The organism is Mucilaginibacter yixingensis (assembly GCF_041080815.1).
Classification (GTDB): Bacteria; Bacteroidota; Bacteroidia; order Sphingobacteriales; family Sphingobacteriaceae; genus Mucilaginibacter; species Mucilaginibacter yixingensis.
This window is the reverse complement of sequence record NZ_CP160205.1, coordinates 1,287,651-1,311,710: the sequence shown is the minus strand read 5'-3', so window position 1 is coordinate 1,311,710 and position 24,060 is coordinate 1,287,651. Positions and strand designations below refer to the sequence as shown.

The 24,060-nt window shown below is 46.9% G+C and carries 13 protein-coding genes; 4 read left to right on the top strand and 9 right to left on the bottom strand.

Annotated elements, in window-relative coordinates:
* Positions 1 to 11: 11 nt before the first annotated feature.
* From ABZR88_RS05455 to ABZR88_RS05430, 6 genes are all read right to left on the bottom strand, one after another.
* A complete protein-coding gene (locus ABZR88_RS05455; protein ID WP_107828425.1) occupies positions 12 to 1,550 on the bottom strand; it encodes a fasciclin domain-containing protein in 1,539 nt (512 codons plus the stop codon).
* A 30-nt stretch (positions 1,551 to 1,580) separates the two neighbouring features.
* Positions 1,581 to 3,311: a fasciclin domain-containing protein gene (locus tag ABZR88_RS05450; RefSeq protein ID WP_107828426.1), complete on the bottom strand. Its 1,731-nt coding sequence runs from the start codon at positions 3,309 to 3,311 to the stop codon at positions 1,581 to 1,583.
* 24 nt (positions 3,312 to 3,335) lie between these two features.
* A complete protein-coding gene (locus ABZR88_RS05445; protein WP_107828485.1) occupies positions 3,336 to 4,823 on the bottom strand; it encodes a RagB/SusD family nutrient uptake outer membrane protein in 1,488 nt (495 codons plus the stop codon).
* A gap of 11 nt (positions 4,824 to 4,834) precedes the next feature.
* Complete coding sequence (locus tag ABZR88_RS05440; RefSeq protein WP_107828427.1) at positions 4,835 to 8,110, bottom strand: SusC/RagA family TonB-linked outer membrane protein; 3,276 nt, start codon at positions 8,108 to 8,110, stop codon at positions 4,835 to 4,837.
* 13 nt (positions 8,111 to 8,123) lie between these two features.
* Positions 8,124 to 10,346 carry a fasciclin domain-containing protein gene (locus ABZR88_RS05435; RefSeq protein ID WP_107828428.1) on the bottom strand — a complete coding sequence of 741 codons (2,223 nt, stop codon included), beginning with the start codon at positions 10,344 to 10,346 and terminating at the stop codon, positions 8,124 to 8,126.
* Between the two features lie 821 nt (positions 10,347 to 11,167).
* Positions 11,168 to 14,920: a hybrid sensor histidine kinase/response regulator transcription factor gene (locus ABZR88_RS05430; RefSeq protein WP_146166523.1), complete on the bottom strand. Its 3,753-nt coding sequence runs from the start codon at positions 14,918 to 14,920 to the stop codon at positions 11,168 to 11,170.
* Positions 14,921 to 15,328: 408 nt separating this feature from the next.
* Between ABZR88_RS05430 and ABZR88_RS05425 the strand changes: the two genes are divergently transcribed.
* Positions 15,329 to 16,873, top strand: coding sequence for a glycoside hydrolase family 28 protein (locus tag ABZR88_RS05425; protein ID WP_211309794.1), 1,545 nt, complete (start codon positions 15,329 to 15,331; stop codon positions 16,871 to 16,873).
* Positions 16,874 to 17,023: 150 nt separating this feature from the next.
* Here ABZR88_RS05425 and ABZR88_RS05420 read toward each other — a convergent pair whose 3' ends face one another.
* Positions 17,024 to 18,550, bottom strand: coding sequence for a polysaccharide lyase (locus ABZR88_RS05420; RefSeq protein WP_107828430.1), 1,527 nt, complete (start codon positions 18,548 to 18,550; stop codon positions 17,024 to 17,026).
* Between the two features lie 127 nt (positions 18,551 to 18,677).
* A complete protein-coding gene (locus ABZR88_RS05415; RefSeq protein ID WP_107828431.1) occupies positions 18,678 to 19,550 on the bottom strand; it encodes a LysR substrate-binding domain-containing protein in 873 nt (290 codons plus the stop codon).
* A 119-nt stretch (positions 19,551 to 19,669) separates the two neighbouring features.
* Here ABZR88_RS05415 and ABZR88_RS05410 point away from each other — a divergent pair, with 119 nt between their 5' ends.
* Together ABZR88_RS05410 and ABZR88_RS05405 are read left to right on the top strand one after the other, a co-directional pair.
* A complete protein-coding gene (locus tag ABZR88_RS05410; protein ID WP_107828432.1) occupies positions 19,670 to 20,905 on the top strand; it encodes an MFS transporter in 1,236 nt (411 codons plus the stop codon).
* A 7-nt stretch (positions 20,906 to 20,912) separates the two neighbouring features.
* On the top strand, positions 20,913 to 21,641 hold the full coding sequence (locus ABZR88_RS05405; protein ID WP_107828433.1) for an MBL fold metallo-hydrolase: 729 nt from the start codon (positions 20,913 to 20,915) through the stop codon (positions 21,639 to 21,641).
* 21 nt (positions 21,642 to 21,662) lie between these two features.
* Here ABZR88_RS05405 and ABZR88_RS05400 read toward each other — a convergent pair whose 3' ends face one another.
* Complete coding sequence (locus ABZR88_RS05400; protein ID WP_107828434.1) at positions 21,663 to 22,103, bottom strand: cupin domain-containing protein; 441 nt, start codon at positions 22,101 to 22,103, stop codon at positions 21,663 to 21,665.
* Positions 22,104 to 22,166: 63 nt separating this feature from the next.
* On the opposite strand from ABZR88_RS05400, the gene ABZR88_RS05395 reads away from it, so the two are divergent.
* The gene (locus ABZR88_RS05395; protein ID WP_107828435.1) at positions 22,167 to 23,993 is read left to right on the top strand and encodes an AAA domain-containing protein; all 1,827 of its coding nucleotides are present in this window, start codon (positions 22,167 to 22,169) and stop codon (positions 23,991 to 23,993) included.
* Positions 23,994 to 24,060 lie beyond the last annotated feature (67 nt).

Sequence of the window (24,060 nt, the reverse complement as noted above, 5' to 3'; positions counted from 1 at the left end):
TCTGTACGGTGTTAATTGAGGATTGGGATAAGTTTGATATAATCTGCAGTGAAAATATTGGCGTTCACGGTTGTACTGTTAGCGCCCTGCAAGAACATATCTACCGATGAATACTTGTCTACACTGAGCGTACCGCTAACCACGCTGATGGTTCCGCCAGCTGTGGGGTTAGGGTTGGTAGCACCGGTCAGTGTAACCTCATTATAATTAAGTGGTGTTACGTTGGTGTACGGGAACTGCACCAGTGGCAAAAATCCGTCACGACCAACCGTATTTCTGATCATTGAGAAACCCAACCTTTGCGAAATATTGGTAGGCGTAGCATAAAAATCATTAATTGCTCTCCAGATTACCTTGTACTGGCAGGTATAAAGGTTGCTGAGGCGATAGCCGGCATAATAGGCAGCAGGCAAACCTGAACCTGATACCATCAAGTCATGATAAGTAACACCGCTTGGATCGTTCTTTACGCGGTAAGCGTAATTAGAACGACGGTCTGTACGGGCAAAAAATGTAGGTGCCTCTCCCTGGATGATGATCGGTGTAATCTTGTCAGACACGGCAAAATCCATCTTGTCTATCACGTAAACAATACCGTTACTGGCCTGATAGCTCTGCACAATGGTCGATTTATCAATTGGCATAGGCACACCGTTTACCGATGTTAAGCTGGCCGGCAGATTAGCAGGTAATACCACACCTTTCACGGCAACATCTTTCAGCACGTTAAGGGCGGCCAGCATATTCATGGTGGTATCAGCCGAACCGCTAACGGTTTTAAAGTACTTGCTTACTTTGTTACGCTCGTTGTTATAGGCGTTGTCTGTCAGTACAAAGAAGGTGTACAGACTGTCTTCGCTTTGGATGTTGGCTACCCGGGTGGCATATTTGTTCATGCTCACTAAACCGGTTCCGGCTACCAGGATTGGCTTGCCGGTAGTTTTATCAATCCCAGCAACGGTAGCCTTGGTGGTATCTACATAGCTGGTATCCTGACCAAGGATATAGGTTCGCACCAACTGGCCTGTGCCTGTCAGGTTCTTGATAAACTCATAGATATTCATTTTTGGCGGCAGCGCTTTGTTGATTACGTGCAGCACGCCGTTGGCTACGTAACGGTTAGGCGTGGTGATGGTGGCATCCTCTACAGTAGTAGCAGTAAAAGTGATTCGTTTGCCACCCAGCGTACGCACGCGGATACCGGTTTTAGCATCAGCAGTAAAGAAACTTTGCTTTGCTATGTGATTGTTTACAAATGCTCTCAGTTTAGCCGTATCAGCAACTATTGATTGATCTATAGTGCTGAGCGCCTGATTATCAGGCGCCCATACAGTATAGGTAAGGCTGGTTGAAAGTAATTTATCATAGCCCAGTTTTGACAGGTAACCGGCAAACGTGCTCAGGTTACTTTGGGCGCTGATGGCTTGCATGAGGTTTTGGTTCAACTGCTGATCTGTACCTGCGCTTTGGTTATCCCACTGCTTTTTGCAGGAGATAACGGCAACAACCAGCACTATCAGCGTTAAGAGCTTTATTTTGATATGATTCATGATCAATTGGTCGTGTTAAAAAAGTATTGGTTAGTATTTAAGGCTGCCATCCCGGCCCAGTTTGGGCGTAATCTGGCTTTGCATATCAATCGGGCGGAACTCTACCGCATCCATCGGAATTTGTGTGGCGATAGAACCGGTCGGCCTGAACTTGATAAAGTGCCTGTCTGTTGTGGTTACGTTAATTACGCCAACCATTTTACTCACAAAACCATTTGAATTTGATGTTAAAGGCGATTCTGAGTAGCGTTTAAATCCTTTTGATTCCAGTACGGCATCATTGTCTTTATCACTCACCACATCATTCGGGGTAAAGGTTGTAGGCAGGTCTGCGCCATCAAAACTTACCACAATTGGGGCGGTGCCTCCCACCCTTCTCCAATCTATCCATACTTTATAGCGGCCACGAACCAGCAACGGCGTTTTAAAGGTGATCTCCATCATAGCTATACCACCACCAGAGCCAGGCTGGAAACGGGTACCGAAGTACACAAAGTCATTACCATAATAGTAGTCGCCAGAGCCTGGTACAACACCAGTGGTACAGTAATACAGCTTCTGATCTGAAGATGCGCGGGACACCCAGGTTACATCGGCCAGATCACCTATCGAGAAAGCAATACCGGCAGCAGGCAAGCCCAACACACGGAAAACGCCTGGCGCACGACGGATCTCGGGCTGATCGCCAAAGTCAAAATATACCGCCGATGGTTCACGCACCTTGATCTTGTAATTTGCCGCGGCAGAGTGCAACACGCCATTCTGTGCCGGAAAATCACTCAGCGAGCGAACAAGCGCAACGCCCGGTTCAAGCACACCGTTAAACGTATCGTTGTTTAACAACACATCTTCGCCCTGCAGCATACTTGTAGTTACCTCAAGCGGAGCCAGCGTTGGGTGTGAAGATACCGCAACGATGTCTGACATGAAAGACAACTCCGGCAGGATGTGGTAAGCCACAAACAGGTAAAGGCTATCAGTAGGATCTTTCGGGTTACCCGTTGTTGAGTACTTTGCCTTCAGCGTATTAAAATCAGAGATACCCGCTGCAGCAAATACGGTGTTGGTTTCGGCTATCAGCGTAAGGTATTTGCGGGCCGGATTGGTTTGATCTGCACTGGCCACGTTTAACGTATCATAAAAACCGGTAGCTTTCAGCGCATCAGAGAATATAGAGTAGCTTGGGTTTTGCTCTATCATTTTAGCCAATGTGAGCTGCGCCGGCATCAACACATTGTCAATAACGTGTACAATACCGTTACCCAGCCTAACATTACCTTTTATCAGGTTGGCCTGTCTGTTAATAGTGATAGAACTTGCCCCATCGGTATTTTGAGCACCGGTAATCAAAAACTGACCGGAAGTAGTTGGCGTCCGCATCTTACCGTCGGTAAACAGCGACGTGTTAATAGTATCGGCAATAAGGCTGATGCTGACAATCTTTTTGGCCATGGCCTGATCAATCGCATCAATGTTGGCCAGATTATTGGCTTTCAAAAATGCCTTTACCCCATCGTTGGTAGAGGCAAAAAGTGTATAGGTACCGTAAGAGTTTAAAAAATCTCCGTAACCTGCCTTATCAATAATTTGTTTAAACATAGAGAAGTTGGCAGGGTCTTGCTCCAGGTAGCTGTACATGTTTACTACACTGGTAGTATTATAGTTAATGTGCTCACGGGCGCAGCCGCTAAACAGTATGGCAAACAACACCGGCAGTGCGCTAAGCCACATCGAGATCCGTTTAAAAAATATCGTTCTCATATCTTCTTATAATTTGGTTGGCTATTATTTATAGAATGGATTCTGAATAAGCAGCGGATCATTTTGAATCTCTGTATAGAATATGGGCAGGTAATGGCTGTTCGGGTCTTTCAGCTTATTCAATGCCGATTGCTGTACAGATGGCGGTACAGAATTCAATACCGCTTCGCGCAAAATGTCCATGCGTTCGTAGTTATTGCGTTTAGCAACACGCAACAGGTCATACCAGCGTTTACCTTCATAAGCAAACTCCCGGGCACGTTCTTTCACCAGGTAATCTGTTAAACCGGCAACGTCATCAGGCAGTGGAGATTCTTCTGAGAATGACAGCGCATGCCCACGCTGGCGGATCTGCTGGATGATATCAAGCGCATCCTGACCGCGACCAGAGTTAATGCAGGCCTCGGCCTTTAACAGCAAGATGTCTGCATAGCGGTAAAATATCCAATGCGCATAAGATCCGTCTGATGTACGGGCTACATCGTCGCTAATACCCAGATACTTGTAGATACTTTGATCGCTCGGGCGAACAGCCGCATTGATACCACGGATATCAATATTATCTGCCTTCTGCGGATCAATGGTATAAATGTCGCTCAGCACGTTTGATGCTGCTATGTACCTCCTTTTGCTGGTGGTAAACATGGCATAGTAAGGGTTGAGGATTTGCTGGTCAAACTGCAGCTCAAAAATACCTTCTACCGAGTTACCGTTAGCAAAAAGGGTGTTGAACCATGCCGAGTTACCCGGTACCAGGGCAAATTTGTTGGAGTTAATGATCTTATCGGCAGCGGCAATACAGTTAGCGTAATCATCCAGCCACAGGTAAACATCAGCCTCTACTGCATAAACGGTGTATTTGGTAACACGGCCTTTATCAAACGTGTTATTGTTATAGGTATCCACCGCGTAGCCTTCGGCCAGTTTCAAATCGGCTACAATCTGCTTCAATACGTCGGCTTTTGGCGTTTTGGCAATATTGGTAATATCTGCATCTGTTGCTGTGGCCTTGATCTTCATCGGCACATCGCCAAAGGTGCGCACCAGGTAGAAATACATCATTGCCCGTACGGTGAGCGCCTCGGCCAGATAACCGTTCAGCTCGGTGGTTGACAGCGTGGCGTCAATGCTTTTCACATTCGGCCCAAAATCAATTACCGTGTTGCAAATGTTAATTACACGGTAGATATTGCGCCAGTCGGCAAAAGAGTTTGTGCTGAGGATGTTGTAGTTAACAAAGCTCAGTTCTTCTGCACCCATACCCAAACCTGGTGAAATCATATCGGCACGCAGCTCACCCCAAACAAAAAACAGTTCGGCTGGTGTTCTGCCGCTGGGCACATCCTCCATGGCATTATAGCAGCCAAGGGTTGCGGCCTGAAGTTGCTCTTTTGACTGCCAGAAAATATCTCTGATAATGCCGTCGTTAGGCTTAAGGTCAAGGTATTTATTGCACGAGTAGTTACCGGCGCTTACCAGTATCAATAATAATATCGTTGCTATCTTTCTCATTTCAACAGTCATTAAAAAGTTGCGGATAAACCAAGCGTAAATTGTTTAAGTGGCGGTGTGGTAGAGTTATCTATCGCCATCTGGTTAATGCCCTCTCCCCTTACGGCCACCTCTGGGTCTTGCCCAGTATAGTTGGTGAAGGTGAGCAGGTTTTCTGCTGTGAAGTACACGCTCAGGTTTTTGGTTTTTAGCTTGGCTGCCAGGGCGCGGTTGAAGTTATACCTTGCCGTAATTGATCTGAAACGCAGGTAAGAGCCGGTTTCTACATAACGGTCAGACCCCAGCCAGTTATAGCCCGAACGGTATAAGGCTCTCGGGATATCGGTTTCATCACCCGGGCGTCTCCATCTTCTTAATACTGCAGTGCTTTGGTTACTGAAGCCATACATATTGGTAGTACTCATTTCGGTACCATTTACAATCTGGCCGCCGGTACGGAAGTTGAAGAAAGCTTGCAGCTTGAAGTTACCGTGCCAGGTAATGCTCGGACCAAAACCACCGGTAAACTTAGGATTACTGTTACCCAGGTAAACCACGTCCTGATAGTTGATGTTACCATCATGGTTAACATCTTCATACTTAGCGTCGCCCGGTTGGAATTTGTAGTCAACTGCCGGGTAGTTGAAACGCATTTGCACAGGCGTACCGTCTGGACTGATCAGTTTGTTGCCGTTTGCACCGCGTGCAACGGTGGCATCCGCGTCTTTATAAACGCCTTTATAGCGGTAGCCGTAGAAAGAACCCAGTGGGTTATTGATCTGCAACAGACCTAAATAGTTGCCGTTGGTGTTGGTGTTACCGCTTTGTACAGGGTAGTTAGGGTTTACCGAGCGCAGCGCGTTAACGTTGTTAGCAATGTTGAAAGCAAAATCTACAACAATGCTTTTGGTGCGTATTGGTGTAGAAATAATATTCAGCTCGAAGCCCTGGTTGTCTAGCGTACCGGCATTGATTAATACTGAGCTGAAACCATTGTAAGCAGCCAGGTTAACGGTGCTGAACAGGTCTTTGGTACGGTTGCGGTAGATACCGAAGTCAATATTCAATCTGCTGTTGAACATGATCAGGTTAACGCCGGCGTCAAGGCCTTCCAGTGTTTCCCAGCGCAGGTTATCCAACTGAATATTGCTTGGATACACAGTTGCAGCGCCGGCATAGGTGTTATCGCTAGGCAGATATTTACCAAAGAACAGATAGTCACTGCGCGGAGCGCTACCGCTCACACCATAACCGCCACGGAAACTAAGGTCGTCCATCCATTTAGAAAACTTCTTCATAAATGGCTCGGCAGATGCGCGCCAGCGACCAGAGATGGCCGGGAACAAACCATAACGTTTGTTAGAACCAAATCTTGAGCTACCATCGCCGCGCAAGGCTACGTTAACAATATAACGATCAAGGAATTTATACTGACCGTTGATAAGCGCGGATACCGACCGTGATTGTGTAGTTGACGACAGCAACGCGCCAGCCACATTTGAACGGCCCGGCGAAAGCGGATCCTGCAACTCGTCTGAAGCCGTGTTGGATGATTTTTCTCCCTGGGTTACAGATTTAGAATCATTGCTTTGCAACGATACCAAACCAGAGAATGAGTTTTTATCGCCCAGATCTGGTGTATAAACCAGGTTGGCTTTGGTAGATACGTTGTAGCTATCATAATCTGAAACAGATGTCTGGTTTACCGTTGTTTCTGTAAACGGTCTGCCGGTTGCCTGTTGCGGCAGGAAACGATGCTGACGGCCGTTGCTGATATCAAAAACCACATCGCCGGTTGCATTCAGGATACCTTTAACAATGTTATACTGTAGCGAGAAGTGAGGCGTAATACGGTCATTTACGGCCTCGTTAAGGGCAGTATTGGCCAGTGCCACCGGGTTGTAGGTAGCCGGATATTGTCCCTGCACGTCTGATGCCGGCGTAAAATAGTTTGGCGTTAGTATACCATACTCGTTATAAGCATAAATACTGCTGTTTGGCGCCCTGATGGCCGCCACAGCACGCACGTTTCCGCTACCGGTACCGTTTGCACTGGTTGAGTAGTTAAACAATGTGTTAGAGTGCGCATAAGCCACGTAAGTGGTAAACCGGATACGGTCTGACACGATGTAATCCAGGTTGAGCCTGGTGTTTAAACGCTGCAGGCCGGTACCTATGGTTGTACCGGTTTGGGTGTTATACCCTACCGATGCGAAGTAACGTGCTTTATCGCCACCGCCCGAAAGCGACAGGTTATTATCATACACAGAACCGGTTCTGGAAATGGCTTTTACCCAATCTGTATTTTGGGTATAGTTGTTATAATAGTAAAGATCTTGCGGGTCAAACTGAAACTCCTTAACGTTGAACATATTAAGTGGCAAGCCGTTAACGTTCATCACCATCTCCGGAATCAGCGTGGTGTACTGGTCGCCGTTCAACAGCGGAATACTGCCCGGCTGCTCGGTACTGGTGCCTTTAAAGGTGTAAGAAATAGTAGGTGCTCCTTTTACACCACGTTTGGTGTTGATGATTAGTACGCCGTTAGCCGCTCTTGATCCCCAAACGGCAGTTGCAGCCGCATCTTTCAGGATAGAGATATCCTTGATATCAGACGGGGCGATGCTCAGCAAGTCGGCATATTGGTTATTGTCTGCCGTTGCAAAGTTAAAATCAGATGGCACGGTGGTTTCAAAAGGTACGCCGTCCAACACAATCAGCGGATTGGTAGCACCGTTAATAGTTGCCGTACCACGGATTTTGATAGACATACCAGCGCCTGGATCACCAGAGTTTGATACGATATCTACCCCTGGTAAACGGCCCTGAATAGCCTGATCAATAGTGGTAGCCTGCAGCTCCTCCACATCTTTAGCATTCAGTGTTAAGGTTGAGGTGGTACGGTCCCTATCGTCAATCAATAAACCGCTGCCGTTGTTAACCTGTGGCCGGGCTTTTACAATTACCTCGTCCAGATCGCGTGAATTCGGCTTCATGAAAACCTCAAAGGTTCTTTTGGGGCCGATGGTGAGGCTCTGCGTTTCATAACTGATGAGCGATACCACCAGTTTGTGTGTTACATCGCTGATGTGGAGTGCAAAGTTGCCGTCGATATCTGTAGCCACACCAATAATGGTACGGTTGTCTTTATCCTGTTCAATTACAGTGGCGCCAACAAGCGGACCGGCTTTGTCTGTAACGCGCCCTTTAACAAGCACGCCGCCGGTTGTTTGTGCCCAACTGAGCTGTAGGCCGCCCACGCAAACCGCAACGGCACAGATCAATAAAATATATAAATTTCTTCTCATAAAATGCCGATGCTTAGAAGTTATACTTCAGGTAGTTATCAATTTGATGAAAGAGTGCCCTTGAGCCCAGGTAATTGCTGGCCGAACCATTTACCACATTTGATGTACGGCCGAAGTTGTCAGTCACCGTCATGTTGTTGGGTTGATTTTTCACGGTAATGGTCAGCTTATCGCCCAATGAGTTAACCAGGAAGGTTTGGAACGCTGTAGACACGCTGCTCTTTTTACCATCGGTTGCCATAGCTACACCGTTGATGATATGGTACTGTATAAACTTGGTTACCTTTGCTTTATCATCAATGCTGGTTGGGTTGTAAGTTGGCGTTACGGTTGTACCAGATACGGTACCTGGCAAATAACCATCTTTAACAGCCTGCAAAATGGCTGCCTTAGTTGGGATAAATATGGTATAGTTAGCTCCCGAAACCGTGAAAGAGAACTCTGCTGATACCGCATTATAGGCAGTAGAGTTAATCAGGTACTGATAAAAATCATAGTATGGATCTGTGGCTACTTTAGCAAGCTTTGCAATCTGCGATGCCAGTGTACCTGTAGGGTAGATCAGGTTGCCAGAGTTGAGGTAATAAATACGACCGTTGATATAGTCTCTTGACGCACCTACGGTGGCATTTACACCTGTTTCAACGTTACCGGCGGCAAAAATCTGCCCGGCGTTCCATTTCATGTACTCGCCGCCGTAAGTTTCCAGAATACCAGAACCAGCCAGACTGTTTAACTCATTATTTGGCGTGTTGATTACATGCAGGTTAACAAGGCGCTGCAACTGGTCGCCACCGGCAACTACTGTTCCATTTACTGTTAGCGTAAATGCATTTGTAGTGGTGTTATAATCATAACCCAATGCACGCAGGTAAGTATCTGGCAGCATGAAAATAGTATAGCGCTGCGTTGGCGAGGTAATGGCGAGTTTAAGGTTATTCAAAATGCGCCACATTAAAGAGTAGTTAGGATCAAGATAAGCCCTGGCATATACCGTACTGAACACGTTGGCCTGCTGCACCTTGTTTGAGCCGTAGAAAATACCGTTGCTGCACATTTTCTTCTCTGCCAGATCTGCGCTGAAGCTTAGCTTGCTGGTTTCATTCTGGAAGTTAGGCGTAGTAGCAAATTTTGAAGGCCATGCAGTGGTGTTGTACATGTGCGCGTTCAACAAATCGGCAATAATTGATGCCGGAAGTTTATCAACCGTGCCGTAAAACTCCAGGATAACACTGTTGAGGTACTGGGTTAACGCCGTGTTATTTGGCGCAACCATGGTATATCCGTCAGACTGAGCATCATAAACATTAGCCTTAACATAATTCTCATTATTTGGAGCGTAGGCCAGCAGCGGAGAGTATTGCTTGATGTAAACCGTACTTGACGAACCGGTTAATATTTTATAACGGGCAGTGGCATCAACATTAGGGATATAAAGCGTCATGTACTGCTCAAAAAGTTTTCTGAACTCGCTATACTGGCTGTTGGTGGCCAGATATTGCTCCAGGTTGGGCAGCGGGGTAAGTACACGGTCAATCTCGTGCACCACGCCATTTTCTGCAATCAGATCCTTGTTAACCACTTGTGCCTGGTCAACATTAAAGCCGGTGTAGGTTGAGTTTGGGTAAAAGGCATTGTAATCTGCAGCGCTCAAACCCATTGCAGACATGTATGATGAATAGAAGAAAGGGATATACTTGTTGTTGTTATCGCCAAAAACAAATGAGGAACCGTTGGTAGACTGGTTTCTGTTTGATGAAAGCAGTACCGTTGCACTACCATCGGGCCCCTGCCCTTTGTAAAAACCATCATAATAATTGGTCATACGTTTAAATGCCGCGTTGGGCACCCAGCCAGCGTCAGACTGGTAATCTGCAATGTGAGTGGTTTCAAAATCGTTATAAACCAGGCAGTATTGAACAATTTTGCGTGCGGTAGCACTGTCTATATTGGCAAGCGTAGTATTGTTATCTGTAAAATACTTCTGAAAAGCTGCGTCGTTAGGTGCAAACAGCGTCCAGTAACCGCCGCCTGAAAGCGATTTTTTGTACCCTGATTTATCAATCAGTGTCAAAAAAGTGGTAAAGTTTTTTCGTGAATCTAATACGTTGTAGATGGGAGGCTGCAAGGTAGCAGGTCGGCCGTAGAAATCATCAAATGCTTTTTTCCGGCAACCGGCCACCAAAACGACAGCTGTCGCCAGAAGGACCAGTCTTCTAATAAATTGAGGAATCATTGTGAAGTTTAATTGGTTTTGTGCAAAAAGTAGGGCAATAGCATCCCCGTCCGGGGCTGCCCCAGAGCTGCGGAATAAGCGAATAAAATCAGCTGATAATTAAATCAGCTGATTTCAGGTTTCAGGAAAACGTTTGTTGGTGTAAAGGTGCTTCATATATTGGTTCTTAATTTGGTTTCTAAAACAGGGTGCGAACAGACTCGGGCGTATTTGCTCAGCGGTTACCAGGCTTAAAAAGCCTTTAACCCATTGAGCTAAAAAACCATCAAAATCGTTTCGTGTAAAATGCCAGGATTGCCCGGGCTTATATCAATTGGTTTCAGTGCGCTGTGTAATTATTCATCTACATCAGACATTCAAAATTATCTGCGGGCAGCAATTAAGCACCCGAAAATTTGCTCAAAAAACCGTAAAATTTGTTCATATAGCTATAAAAACAGCTTAAAACCGAACTCACTCCGGTATTAAATGTCAAAACAACAATATTAATATAGCGTAAAGCCTAAAGCAGAGAGGGAGATGGGGAGCAACGAGGCACAAAGACTATCGGCATACAAAAAACGGCGGCTAAAAGCACCGAACGTTCCGCTGGAAAGTGATTGAAAACACACCGGGTTCTGCTTGCCAAACATACCTGTGGGATGGAGAAAAAAAGTTCGGAAGAACAACTGTTCGGTAGTACTTTCCTATCATTGATAGGCAATAATCAGCAAAGCCTAACGGCTATAGCTATCGTTGGGAAGACGATGTTCTAGAGTGAGCTAAATGAAAGCAATCGTGAAGCCAGGGCAAGCTGGCTTCACGATTGGTGGGGTGATATTTTACAGAACAGTATCCAGCTCTGATTTTGCAAACTCAGAAGGCGTCATCCCCCATTTTGCTTTAAAACATTTGCTGAAATAGTCAGAATCGGTAAAGCCCACCTTGTAAGCAATTTCATTGACGTTAAACTTGCGCTCGGCCAGCATTTTGCGGGCATGGGCCAGGCGCACTTCTTTAATAATATCAACAACGCTCATGCCGGTAAGGGCTTTTATTTTGCGGTATAACTGCGGCCTGCTAATGCCTACCGCCTGGGCAACGCTTTCATTATTCAGTTCGGGGTCGTCAATATTGGCTTCTATGTGTTGTGTAATCTTGCCCAGCAAGTCATCATCGACAGAAACCTTGGCTTCTGTGGCAGCTGGCGTTACCATAATGGTACTGCGATATTTTTCGCGCATAACGCGTCGTTGCAGTATGGTGTTTCTGGCTTTGAGCACCAGCGCTGTTGGGTCAAACGGCTTGGCCACGTAATCATCCGCGCCGGCTTGCAAACCATGTACCTGGTGCTCTGCAAAAGACCGCGCCGTGAGCATAATTACCGGAATGTGCCGGGTTTCCTCATTATTTTTTATGGCTTCGCATAGCTGCAAACCATTGCCTTCAGGCATCATCATATCGGTAATAATCAGGTCAGGCTGATGCTGAATGGCCATCAGGTTGCCCTCTCCGCCGCCCCGGGCCTCCAGCACAACAAAATCAAGCGCAAAAAGATCACGCAGGTAAGCCCGCAGGTCAACACTGTCTTCCACAATTAGCAGCACCGGCTTTTTCTCAATTTTGGCTGCTTTGGTTAAAGGTGTTGCTATTTCAATCGTCTTCCTCACCTCTTCTACCCTGTTAACGCCAACAGTTGGCAGCCCTGTAACAGGTGGTTTAGTCACCGATTCGGCTGGGGTTGACGGAAGTTCCACTGTAAATCTGGTTTCTTTCAGGTCCGAGCCCGGCAGGGAGTCACTTTGGGCACTGATCCGTCCGCCATGTAATTCAACCAGTGCTTTTGAAAATGCCAGGCCAAGGCCGCTTCCACCCACAAACTTGTTTTTACCCTGGTAAAACGGCGTAAACAGGCGCTTAATATCGGCAGGCGCAATACCATCACCCTGATCTGTAACTTCTATTACAATTGTCTTTTTATCATCTAAAGTTCGTTCGCCTACCGCTATACGAACCATGCCACCCGGTTTGGAGAACTTCATGGCGTTAGATAGTAAATTGTCTATCACCCGCTCCAGCTTATCGTGGTCAAAGTAGCGCAGCAGGCCTTGCTGTTCAATATCAATCTGCAACTTGATGTCTTTTGATTCTGCCAGTTGCTGGAAGCAGCCAGCCACATGCTGCACAAAAGCACCAATATCTCCCGGTTGCAGATTTAATGGCGAATTGCCCGTCTCTACGCGACGAATATCTAACAGCTGACTGATCAGCTTATGTAAACGTTCGCCGTTCTCTTCCATAATCTGCAGCTGATTATTGATAAATTGCTTATCATGATCGCCGGTTTTAAGCCGGGCTATAGGTGCCAGGATGAGCGATAAAGGCGTTTTAATTTCGTGCGAGATATTGGTAAAGAATTCAATCTTGCTTTGCGTCATTTCCAATTCCTTCTCATGCAGCATCTGGTCATACCCCAGTTTAGCTTTTAGCTTAATGAAGGCAATAGCGTGCCGGCCAACAATAATTACAGTAACAATTAATATAATGCAGTAAATGGTATAAGCTACATTGCTTGACCACCACGGCGGGTATACCCTGATGCGAAGCGTGCGCGGCGTTTTATTCCACACCCCATCAGAGTTGGCAGCTATCACTTTAAATACATAATCTCCCCGCTGCAAATCAGGGTATGATGCTATGCGCTGGGAGGCGTCGGTATAAATCCAATCCCTATCAAAGCCCTCCAGTTTGTAGGCATATTTATTGGCGTTAGGATTGGCGTAATCCAACGCGGCAAACTCTATAGAAACACCTTTGTCTTTATAGTTCAGTTCAATGTAATCAGTGAGGTGAATAGGTTTGCTCAGCAAAATCCTGCCGTTAACCTCCTGCCCTGCCTCCACGGGCTTGCTAGACACTTTTAGCTCGGTAATCATGATGGGATAGTTCCGGGTATCGGTTAAAATGCTATCCGGATCAAAATCATTATACCCATTGATGCCCCCGAAATACATTCTGCCGCTTTTAGCGCATTTATAAACGGCATCGTCAGAAAACTCGTTTCCCTGCAAACCATCCTGCCCGGTGTAGTTAATCACAGATGAGTTGCCTGAAATTTTTGAGATCCCCTGCTTATGCCCTACCCAAATGTTTCCTTTGTTATCCTCAACCACCGATGCAATGGCCGAGCGCGGCAACCCGGCGGCAGACCGGCTAAAATGTTCAATCCGGCCAGATTTAGGTTCGAGTCTGTCTAAACCGTCACCTGTTCCAATCCAGATATTTTGGTGCGAGTCTTGAAACAAACAGTAGATCCGGTCATTACTGATAGAGTTGCTATTTTTATCATCTTGCCTGTAAACTTTCTTTACCCTGAACTGGCCATTTGCACCAGACTCACAAACCATCAAACCATTACCTTCTGTACCGAGCCAAATCTGGCCGGCCTTATCTTCCATAATACAATAGCACCAGTTTTCTGGAATGGTTTTACCTACCAGATAGCGGGTAAGTAAATTGGTTTCATAAGAGTATTTAAATACTCCTGCCCAGGTTGCCAGCCATATCTGGTGTAAATGATCTTCGGCAACCCCAAAAACAGTAGCGTTACCAATTGCGGTGGTGTTAAAACGTTTTATAGTTCCGGTTTTACGGTCGTAACGGTCTAGTCCCGTTTTTTCTCCTATCCAGGTATTTCCGCGCGAGTCGGTAAAAATCCGCCTGATCTGGTTATCAGATAAAGAGGCTGGGCCCGTTCCGGCTTTCAGGTGCATGGTATGACCGTTGTCTCTTACCACGCTAATGCCCATATCGCGGGTACCTATCCATAAGCCCCCCTCATTGTCTCTGCATAGGGCACGTACGTTGTTGTCGGCAATAGAGCTGGGGTTTGCCAGATCATGAAAATGATAATGAAAGGGTTTGGCGTTAAGATCGGCGCGGTCTACCCCATTACTGTAAGTACCAACCCAGAGCATGTTGTCTTTATCTTTATAAAGCTCACTCATGTAGGTATCGTTTAATGACCAGCGGTTGGCCGGATTGGGCATAATCTTACTCTCGCGGCCATTGGCTAAATGCGTTTGGATCAATGCGCGCGAAGCACTATCAATTCGCCATGCGTAACCATTAGACTCAAACACGGCTCGTTTATAGTGCCCGGTGCGTATCAACATGTCATGCATGGTTTTAGGCACCTTTTCCGGAGAAACGTTTACAAAGTTATCCTTCTCATAGTCATACCGGGAGCCAATGGTTGATTTGAAAGTGATGAGCCAAACATTGCCTTCAGCATCTAAACTAATGCTGTGTACGCGGTTATCAGGCAAACTGGTAGAATCGCCAGGTTTGTGACGGTAAACCCTAACGCGGTAACCATCATAACGGCACAAACCAGACCAGGTGCCAAACCAGATAAAGCCATACTTATCCTTTACAATACCATGGATGGTATTTTGCGGCAACCCGTTATCAGAGTTAAGGTGCGCAAAACGAAGGTCTGATACCTGCGCCAATGCTTTACCAAAGGATAGGCACAACACAATTACAACAAGTACTGGAAGTATTGAAATTAGGCTTGGGTAAAGTTTTCTCATCTGGTATTGGTTAGGTTTGGTTACAGCAATAGCACACACCACCCGACAGGTGGCTGCAATGCTTTATAATTGGTCATATGATGGTCCGCTTCACAGCGGTCAATAGCGGGTTGCCGCCAATGTTAATGACTAATTATAATAATATTCTATTCATTATATAATAAACAACCGACGCAACGGAGGGGTGCAGGCAGCCGGCTTGATTATAATTGGGTTACAACTGTATTTAGTACAATTAAATTAAAGATAGATAGTTGATAATGGAAAAGCTGTGCCGGACTGTCCTGAACTGTCTTGTCTCCCGTCGTATTTTCTGCAAAGCAACAGTATCGTTACCCTTGCAGCGCATAAAATAAGGTGACAACCATTATTTTAGCGCATTACCAGTTATCAAACCCAAATCCTAGTATGAAAGTATCAGCATGCCTTAAAATGGCGTTTGCGCTTTGTTTTGCCGCATCTGTTGCGGCTGCGCAGGGCAAAGGAATTTATTATGTAACCAACTATGGCGCCAAAGGCGACGGCAAAACCATCGACACCAAAAGCATTAACAAAGCCATAGACGCCGCGGCAACTGCCGGCGGTGGTACCGTATGGTTTCCGGCCGGTAGCTACCTCAGTGGCTCTATCCATCTCAAAAGCAATATCTCGCTGTATATAGACCAGGGCGCTACCATTGTTGCTGCCGATTATACGCCCGAGGCCGGTTATGACAAACCAGAAAACGTGGTGACTAACCAATATGAAGATTTTGGACACCGCCACTGGCACAACAGCCTGATCTGGGGCGAAAACCTGCACGATGTATCCATTCTTGGCCCTGGCCTGTTGTGGGGTAAAGGACTGGAACGTACCAACCGCATTAACAAAATGACGGACGAGACGTTTATGAATCCTAACAAAACTATCGCCCTCTATAAATGCCACAACGTTATTCTGCGCGATTTTTCTATTCTGCATGGTGGCTGGTTTGGCATTTTGGCTACCGCTACAGACAATCTGACCATTGACAACCTGAAAATGGATACCAACCGCGACGGTATGGATGTGGATTGTTGCTGGAACGTGCGGATCTCTAACTGCAGCGTCAACTCTCCGGAGGACGATGGTATCTGTCTTAAAAGCTCTTACGGCCTGAACACCGGTCGCGCGACGGAGAATGTAACCATTACCAACTGCCAGGTAAGCGGCTATGACGAGGGCTCGTTTCTTGACGGCACATTTAAACGAACGATAGATTATGGTGCCGATGGACCTACTGGCCGCATTAAATTCGGTACCGAATCAAACGGTGGTTTTAAAAACATTACTATCTCTAACTGCGTGTTCTCTTACTGCCGCGGCCTGGCGTTAGAAACATCAGACGGCGCCTTGCTGGAGGATGTGACCATCAACAACATCACCATGCGCGATATTACCAACTCTCCCATTTTTGTGCGATTGAATGGCCGCATGCGTGCCCCGGCTACTGATACCGTTGGTGCACTGCGCCGCGTAATCATCAGCAACGTGGTTTGTTATAATGCCGATCCCCGCCAGGGCGCACTAATCAGCGGCATACCCGGGCATGACATTAATGATTTAACGCTGAGCAACATCCGCATTTATTTTAAAGGCGGTGGCACAGCAGAACAGGCCAAAATTGTAGTGCCAGAGCTAGAGAAAGAGTACCCTGAGCCCGGCCGTTTTAAAGAAACACCGTCTTACGGTTTCTTTGTTCGCCATGTAAACGATTTGAAAATGAAAGACATCGAGGTACATTACATGAACACCGACCAGCGACCGGCCTTTATGTTCGATAGCATAACCGGTGCAGATCTGGAGCACCTCCGCGGTCAGCATCCATCAGGCGTGCCTACATTGGTACTTAATAAGGTGAATGGCTTAGCGCTGCATAACAGTCCTAATATTGCCGATACCAAGACTGATCATATTGATCATAAAGAATTATAAAAATCCCGATATAAAAGAAGTGGCCCTTTAGAGATAAAGGGCCGCTTCTTTTATATCCGCAGATTGAATTAGAACTTATTTGTCATTGCGAGGAACTAAAAGGGTTCGCAATGACAATAATTTTTATCATCAATTACTAACTAAATCTCTTTAGCTAATGGTATCTACGTTATTACCCAGATTACGGTAGTTAATGTTTTCTTTCGGGTTAGTACCGTTCAAATACTCCTCAATATTGGTATAACCATCGCCATCGCTGTCAATAGCACCATCTTTTGGATTTTTTGGGTCGAGGCCATATTTAATTTCCCACTCATCTGGCATGCCGTCGCCATCAGTGTCTTTAGGTAATTGAGATGGTTTGTAGGTCAGGTTTGGATAACCGCCTACTTCATTTACGTCTTTAATAATACCTGTTGGGGTGGTGGTTTTACCTGTGCGTACCATTTCAACAACGCGGGTATCAATAGCATCGCGTTTTGGTAAGGTTGCACCTGCTTTAGCCAACACAGCTTCATAAGCAACATCTGCAGTTTGATGCGGAGCAACCGGCCAGCCCACAAACGGTGTATTAACACGCGCCAGTTTTTCAGGACCGCGCATACCAGCCCAGTTATTGTTGGTAGCAGCAGTACTGCCAAACATAATATTACCGGCCACATACCATTTACCCGGACGAACAGGCGCCTTAGGGAACCAGCCGCCAGCTGCCCAGGCGCTGCCCGGAGAGTACTGGCTACGTTGTTCAATGCGGGCAAAAACATCGCGCATTTCATCAATAGTTGCCGGACCTGGTTTAAAATAGTTGTTAATCAGGTTGATGGTAGAAGTTTCATCGCCGCCATCAATTGAACGGTTTTTCCAATTAAATACTACATTGTATCTGAAATCAAAATCGCCAGACATACCTATTGATGGGTTGCGGGCAGTATTACAAGCAAAAAGATTGTGGTGGAACGTTGATGGGTTACCGCCCCAGGTACCGCCAAAAGCGTGGCTTTTAGCGTCCAATGCCTCGCTTGAGATACACCACTGAACGGTAATATATTCCGCCGGATCTTTGATCTGTGTTTTTCCGTCATAAGATGGTCTCATGTGGCGGTAAAGCGACAGATTTTCATCCATACCCCAGCTGGCAGAGCAGTGGTCAACAATAATATGGTGATGCGGATTGCCACCAATGTTATCATCACCCTGACCGCCGGTTGGAATACCGCGACGCACACGCAGGTGACGCACAATTACGTTATGGGTGTTAATGTTTAGCGTACCGGCAACACAAATACCATCGCCAGGAGCAGATTGACCTGCAATGGTAATATCAGGGTTATTGATGTCCAGATCGGTATTTATCTTAATAGTACCTGCAACGCGGAAGATGACAATACGCGGGCCTTCGGCTGATAAAGCAGCACGTAAGCTACCCGGGCCGCTATCATTCAGATTGGTTACAGCAATAACTTTACCCCCACGGCCGCCGGACGTAAACATAGCGCCGCCCCAGGCACCCGGAAATGCCGGAATAACCGCCTCGGGTAAGCGTGGTGGATGCGGTGGTATTTGTCCCTGTTCAGGTTGTGTGGCGGCAGCGCCGTCCTGCGCATTTGCAACTCCCATTGGAAGTAAAAAAGCCAGCGAGAGCAAGCCTGCGGTGACCATTTGATAGCAAGTTTTCATTTTTTTCTTTAAATGCTTAACGAAATTTTTATTGGTTATTTTGAAAACATTAAAGATAGAACAAGCCTACCGAAATAAATGTAACATTTACGTTTAATAATTCATGCGGTAAATACCGGTCAGCAGATCAACCCCGATTCAGTAAGATCTCAAAAAACGCCCGCGCTGCCTTCTTCTCATAAACATCGGCCAAAGAAATGATAGCTGCCTGCTGCAGCGCCGTTACTGAACGGATGGGCAGCGCCACCAGATCATGCTGATCTGCCACGGTAGTATGCGTAAGGATGCTATGCCAATGCCCCGTACCAACCAACTCCAGCAGCGTTGGGATATCACTGATCTCCAGGTTGATGTGCGGCACAATACCATGTTGCTCAAACACTTCATCCACAAACCTTCGGGTTACAAATCCTTTAGAGGGCAAAGCCAGCTCAAAGGCCTGAATTTCTTTCAAGGTAACCGACTTTTTTGTGGCCAGCGGCGAGTCTTTACGAACAATAAATGCCAGTTCAGACTCGAACAAAGGTTGGTATTTCATGCCCTTGCGCATCTGCACTTCTTCATAGGTGAGCAAAAAATCGGCCTCAAAGCGTTCCAGCCGGGTCAGCAGTTCGGTTGAGGTATCAAAGATCACTTCCACCTTTACCTGCGGATACTGCCGGTAAAAGGCCACCAGCGCCGGGGTAAGCATATGTCGTAACCCATAGGTAGCACCAATAACCAGGTGCCCGGTTTGCAACTCACTCAGATCTTTCAGCAGTTGATAACCGTCATTAGCCTTCTGCAGGCATTGCAGGGCATAATCATAAAACAGCTTGCCGGCTTCGGTAACGTGGATGTATTTACCTACGCGGTCAAAAAGCGGCGTGCCCAGTTCATCTTCCAGCTGTTTGATCTGCTGCGATAGCGTACTCTGACTGATAAACAGCTGGGCAGCAGCCTCGGTGAAATTTTCTAACTCGCGGGCTTTTACAAAATATCTGAGTTGGCGCAGCTCCATATCAATCTGTTTTATCGATTAATGTGATAGAAAAATACCATTTTACAAATCAATCAAAGTGACGGAAATTTGTAGAATAAATCAAGGGCACAATTTTAAATGCTTTTGATCATTACAAAATGAGCACATTCAGATCATTCAAATACCGCAATTTTAAATTGTTCTTTTACGGGCAGTCGGTATCGCTGCTCGGTACCTGGATCCAGAAAACCGCCGTAATGTGGCTGGTTTACCGTTTAACAGGTTCGGCCATGTTGCTGGGTATCACTGGCTTCGTGAGCCTTATTCCGTCACTTATCCTGTCGCCCTACACCGGCAGTTATGTAGACAGGCACGATAAGTTTAAGGTGATGAAACAAACCCAGCTGATGGCCATGCTACAGGCAGGCGCACTGGCAGCGGTTGTTTTCTTTCATTTTTACAACATCTCTACCATCATCTTCTTGAGCTTGCTGCAAGGCCTCATCAACGCGTTTGATGTAACCTGCCGCCAATCTATGATGATTGAACTGGTTGACGACAAAGCCGACCTACCCAACGCCATCGCCCTTAACTCTACCATGAACAACATGGCGCGCCTGGTGGGCCCTGCATTGGCGGGTATATTGCTCAGCACATTTGGCGAGGACTTTTGTTTCATCAGCAACTTTTTGAGCTATGCCCCCATCTTGATTTGCCTTTACCAGATGCGTATCAACACAGTGGTTACAGAAAAGCCGCAACAACATATCTGGGCCGAACTAAAAGAAGGGCTGGATTATATCTTGTCTGAAAAAGACATTCTGGGCCTGCTTGGATTATGTGCGGTAAGCAGCTTGCTAGTAATTCCGTTTACCACGTTGATGCCTGTTTTTGCAAAGGATGTATTTCATGGCAACTCAGGCACCTTCAGCCTGTTTGAGAGCGCAGTGGGTTTGGGCTCGCTGTTTAGCGCCATTTACCTGGCACGCTTAAAAGCTGCTGATAAACTGATTGGCACCATCCTCACAGCCAGTGTGGTTTTTAGCATTGGTCTGCTTATTGTGGCCTTTGCCCCTGTGCAGCACGTAGCCATAGCCGGGATGGTGATTGCCGGCGCTGGGATGATGATCCAGGTATCAGGCATTAACATGTACATCCAAACCCATGCCCAGCATCACATGCGGGCGCGGGCCATCAGCTATTATGTAATGGCTTATCTGGGCATAACGCCGGTAGGCAGCCTGCTCATTGGCTGGTTGGCCGAGGTGATGCCTTCGCGTTATGTGGTATCAATCGAGGCATTATCAGGACTGTTAGCTGTGGGCGCTTATGTGGGTTACCGCTGGTATCTGCAAAACCGTAAAGCCGTTGCTAACGTTTATACGGTCAACTAACCCGCACATGAAAGTTATCCCCTTAGCAGAAGGTCTTTACCAGGTAGACGACGCAAAGAACTACACACCGTTCAGCGCCGGTATAACGCCGGCGCCAAATACCTTGCATATGGCCATCCGCCCTTTCCTCATTCAACTGGATGGGGAGTTGATTTTGCTGGATACAGGCTTAGGCAATGAAATATCAAAGGATCATCAGATTGTAGCGTTATTGGCAGCACAGGGTTTCACGCCCAATCAGGTTACCAAAGTATTACTATCTCATCTGCACAAAGACCACTTGGGTGGACTGGGTTATTTTGATGACGCCGTTTATAAAACGTATTTCCCCAATGCCGAAATATTTGTGTTTGAACAGGAACTAGCCTTTGCACTAACACAGACCGATAAACCGGCTTATGACAAACGTGTACTGAAAAACCTCCGTACTTTGCCCAACATTAAATTGCTGACTGAACAGCAAGGCACTATCCTTCCTGGCATCACGTATGAGGTAGCCGGAGGCCATACCTCATTCCAACTGGTATTTTGGTTAAAAGCTGAGGGACAGACATTTTTTTACGGTGCAGATAACCTGCCGCAAAAACGCTACGCTGATTATCACATCGCCTACAAAACCGACTACGACGGTAAAAAGGCCATGAACTTACGCAAGCAATGGCTGGACCAAGCCCCCAAGGAACACTGGACCATTCTACTATACCACGATCTGGAACTACCCTGGCTAAAATTCTAAAGGCAAGCCATTAACCCAACTTTATGCCGGTTTTACCGGTTCCAGTCCATGGCGTTTCATAATGTCTAACAGCTTTTGCATATCCGGCGGGCCACCGGCATTAACTACCGCGGCAATCTCTCTGAAATATTCAGGACCGATGCTGGCTGGCGAGAGGAAACAAAGCCCACGGGCAGTTTCAGTGCCGGTATTGTTAAACCCATGCACAGTGCCACGCTTAATAAAAACCTTATCGCCGGGATTAAGCACGCGGGTTTCCGTGCCATACAGCTGCTCCACCGTACCTTCCATCACATACAAAGTTTCATCAACATGTACATGGTAATGCGGCGCAGGCACCTTGGTATTAGGCGGAACCAGCATTTCAAAAACAACCAGGCTGTTGTCGGTGTCCTCTCCGTCAAACAGGAACCTCAGGGTGAGCTCACCAATTTTTATTTCTTCTTTAATCCGGGGAAACATAGGCGTAATAATTGATAAAGTGAAGATAGAATATTTTTTTGCTTTACCTATACTTGCAACCGCATGACGGGGACGTATTTCGAAAACTTATTAAATCAACTTACAGCAGAACGCACTGCAGACGAAGCTGCTTTTAACCAACTAACGGCAGGCACCAGCGCCGCCGAACGGCGGTCTGCCGGTATTTGCTGGTACCCTATTGCCATTCGCGGAACGGAACCTGTACGGGGTGATTACCTGAGCATCGAGGTAGAACGGACCACCAACCGCGAGTTAGGGCATCAGTTCCGTTTTGGTAGCAGCGTGGCCTTGTTCTCTAACTACGACCGGGCCGACCGGGTAAATGGCACCATTACCTACGTTGGTGCTGACCGCATGCGGATAACACTATTAACCGAAGAGCTACCTGATTGGGCAGATGCCGGAAAACTTGGCATAGACCTGCTGTTTGACGCGTACAGCTACGATGAGATGCAGGATGCAGTGAAGCTGGCTGCTAAGACAGACAACCGTTTGATTAAAGTACTGACCGGACAGGAAAGCCCTAAGTTTAGCGCCACAACGCCACCATTTTCAACCAGTTCACTCAATATTTCTCAGCAACAGGCAGTTGAACGCATGCTATCGGCAGAGGACCTGGCCATAGTGCACGGGCCGCCGGGAACAGGCAAAACAACCACACTGGTAGCTGGTATTGCAGCCCTGGTAGCCTCTGGTGAACCACAGCTTTTGGTGGTAGCACCGAGCAACACGGCGGTAGATCTGTTAAGCGAAAAGTTAGCCGAACGTGGCTTAAGCGTATTACGCATTGGCAACCCGGTGCGGGTATCTGAACGATTGCAACAGCTTACGCTGGATAGCCGGATAGCCGAACACCATCAGGCGAAAGAGATAAAAAGACTCAAGAAACAGGCCGCCAGTTTTAAAGACATGGCGCATAAATATAAACGCAGCTTTGGCAAAGCCGAACGCGATCAACGAAAGGCCTTGTTTGACGAAGCCCACCGCATTGTTCGCGACGCAACCAAAATAGAGGAATTTATTATTGAAGATGTGATTGCCAAAGCACAGGTGATCACTGCCACACTGGTTGGTGCCGATCATTATACCATCCGCAACCGGCGTTATCGCACCGTAATACTGGATGAAGCCGGCCAATCGCTGGAACCTGCGGCCTGGATCCCCATTCTAAAAGCCGATCGATTGATTATGGCGGGCGATCATCAGCAATTACCACCTACCGTAAAATCAGCCCAAAGCGGGTTAACCACTACCCTGCTGGAAAAATGCGTTGCGCTGCACCCTGAAGCGGTGACGCTACTGGAAACCCAGTACCGGATGAACACCGCCATTATGGGTTTTTCATCTCTCAAATTTTATGAAGGCCGATTGCAGGCCAGCCCTACCGTAGCAAACCGATTACTGGCCCCCGGTGATAAACCTTTTACCTTTATTGATACCGCCGGAGCAGGTTATGAAGAACAACCCGATGGCACCAGCATGAGCAACCCAGAGGAAGCTGCGTTCATTGTGCGGCACATAGCCTCAATGGACTACATGGGCAGAAGTGTAGCCGTTATTGCCCCCTACCAAAAGCAAGTAGCATTACTAAAAGAATTGCTGGCAGAAACCCGGGTAGAAGTGAACACGGTAGATGGTTTCCAGGGACAGGAGCGCGACGTAGTTTATCTTTCGCTCACCCGCAGTAATGCCGAAGGAGTAATTGGCTTTTTATCAGATTATCGCCGCATGAATGTGGCCATGACCCGCCCCCGCATGAAACTGATACTGGTGGGCGATAGCGCCACGCTGGGGCAATCGCCATTTTATGCAGAACTGATTGCCTATGCAGAAGCACTTGGCGGCTATGAAAGTGTCTGGGATTATTAATTGAAATCTTAGCGAGGTAACTGCATGCTACAAAAATAAAAACGACCGTCTGCCCCAATAGACGGCC

Excerpts from the sequence above, each read along its gene's own strand:
- ABZR88_RS05405 (WP_107828433.1), top strand. The coding sequence starts at position 20,913 with ATGAAAGTTATCCCCTTAGCAGAAGGTCTTTACCAGGTAGACGACGCA.
- ABZR88_RS05435 (WP_107828428.1), bottom strand. The coding sequence starts at position 10,346 with ATGATTCCTCAATTTATTAGAAGACTGGTCCTTCTGGCGACAGCTGTC.
- ABZR88_RS05400 (WP_107828434.1), bottom strand. The coding sequence starts at position 22,103 with ATGTTTCCCCGGATTAAAGAAGAAATAAAAATTGGTGAGCTCACCCTG.
- ABZR88_RS05425 (WP_211309794.1), top strand. The coding sequence starts at position 15,329 with ATGAAAGTATCAGCATGCCTTAAAATGGCGTTTGCGCTTTGTTTTGCC.
- ABZR88_RS05410 (WP_107828432.1), top strand. The coding sequence starts at position 19,670 with ATGAGCACATTCAGATCATTCAAATACCGCAATTTTAAATTGTTCTTT.
- ABZR88_RS05445 (WP_107828485.1), bottom strand. The coding sequence starts at position 4,823 with ATGAGAAAGATAGCAACGATATTATTATTGATACTGGTAAGCGCCGGT.
- ABZR88_RS05415 (WP_107828431.1), bottom strand. The coding sequence starts at position 19,550 with ATGGAGCTGCGCCAACTCAGATATTTTGTAAAAGCCCGCGAGTTAGAA.
- ABZR88_RS05450 (WP_107828426.1), bottom strand. The coding sequence starts at position 3,311 with ATGAGAACGATATTTTTTAAACGGATCTCGATGTGGCTTAGCGCACTG.
- ABZR88_RS05395 (WP_107828435.1), top strand. The coding sequence starts at position 22,167 with ATGACGGGGACGTATTTCGAAAACTTATTAAATCAACTTACAGCAGAA.
- ABZR88_RS05440 (WP_107828427.1), bottom strand. The coding sequence starts at position 8,110 with ATGAGAAGAAATTTATATATTTTATTGATCTGTGCCGTTGCGGTTTGC.
- ABZR88_RS05430 (WP_146166523.1), bottom strand. The coding sequence starts at position 14,920 with ATGAGAAAACTTTACCCAAGCCTAATTTCAATACTTCCAGTACTTGTT.
- ABZR88_RS05455 (WP_107828425.1), bottom strand. The coding sequence starts at position 1,550 with ATGAATCATATCAAAATAAAGCTCTTAACGCTGATAGTGCTGGTTGTT.
- ABZR88_RS05420 (WP_107828430.1), bottom strand. The coding sequence starts at position 18,550 with ATGAAAACTTGCTATCAAATGGTCACCGCAGGCTTGCTCTCGCTGGCT.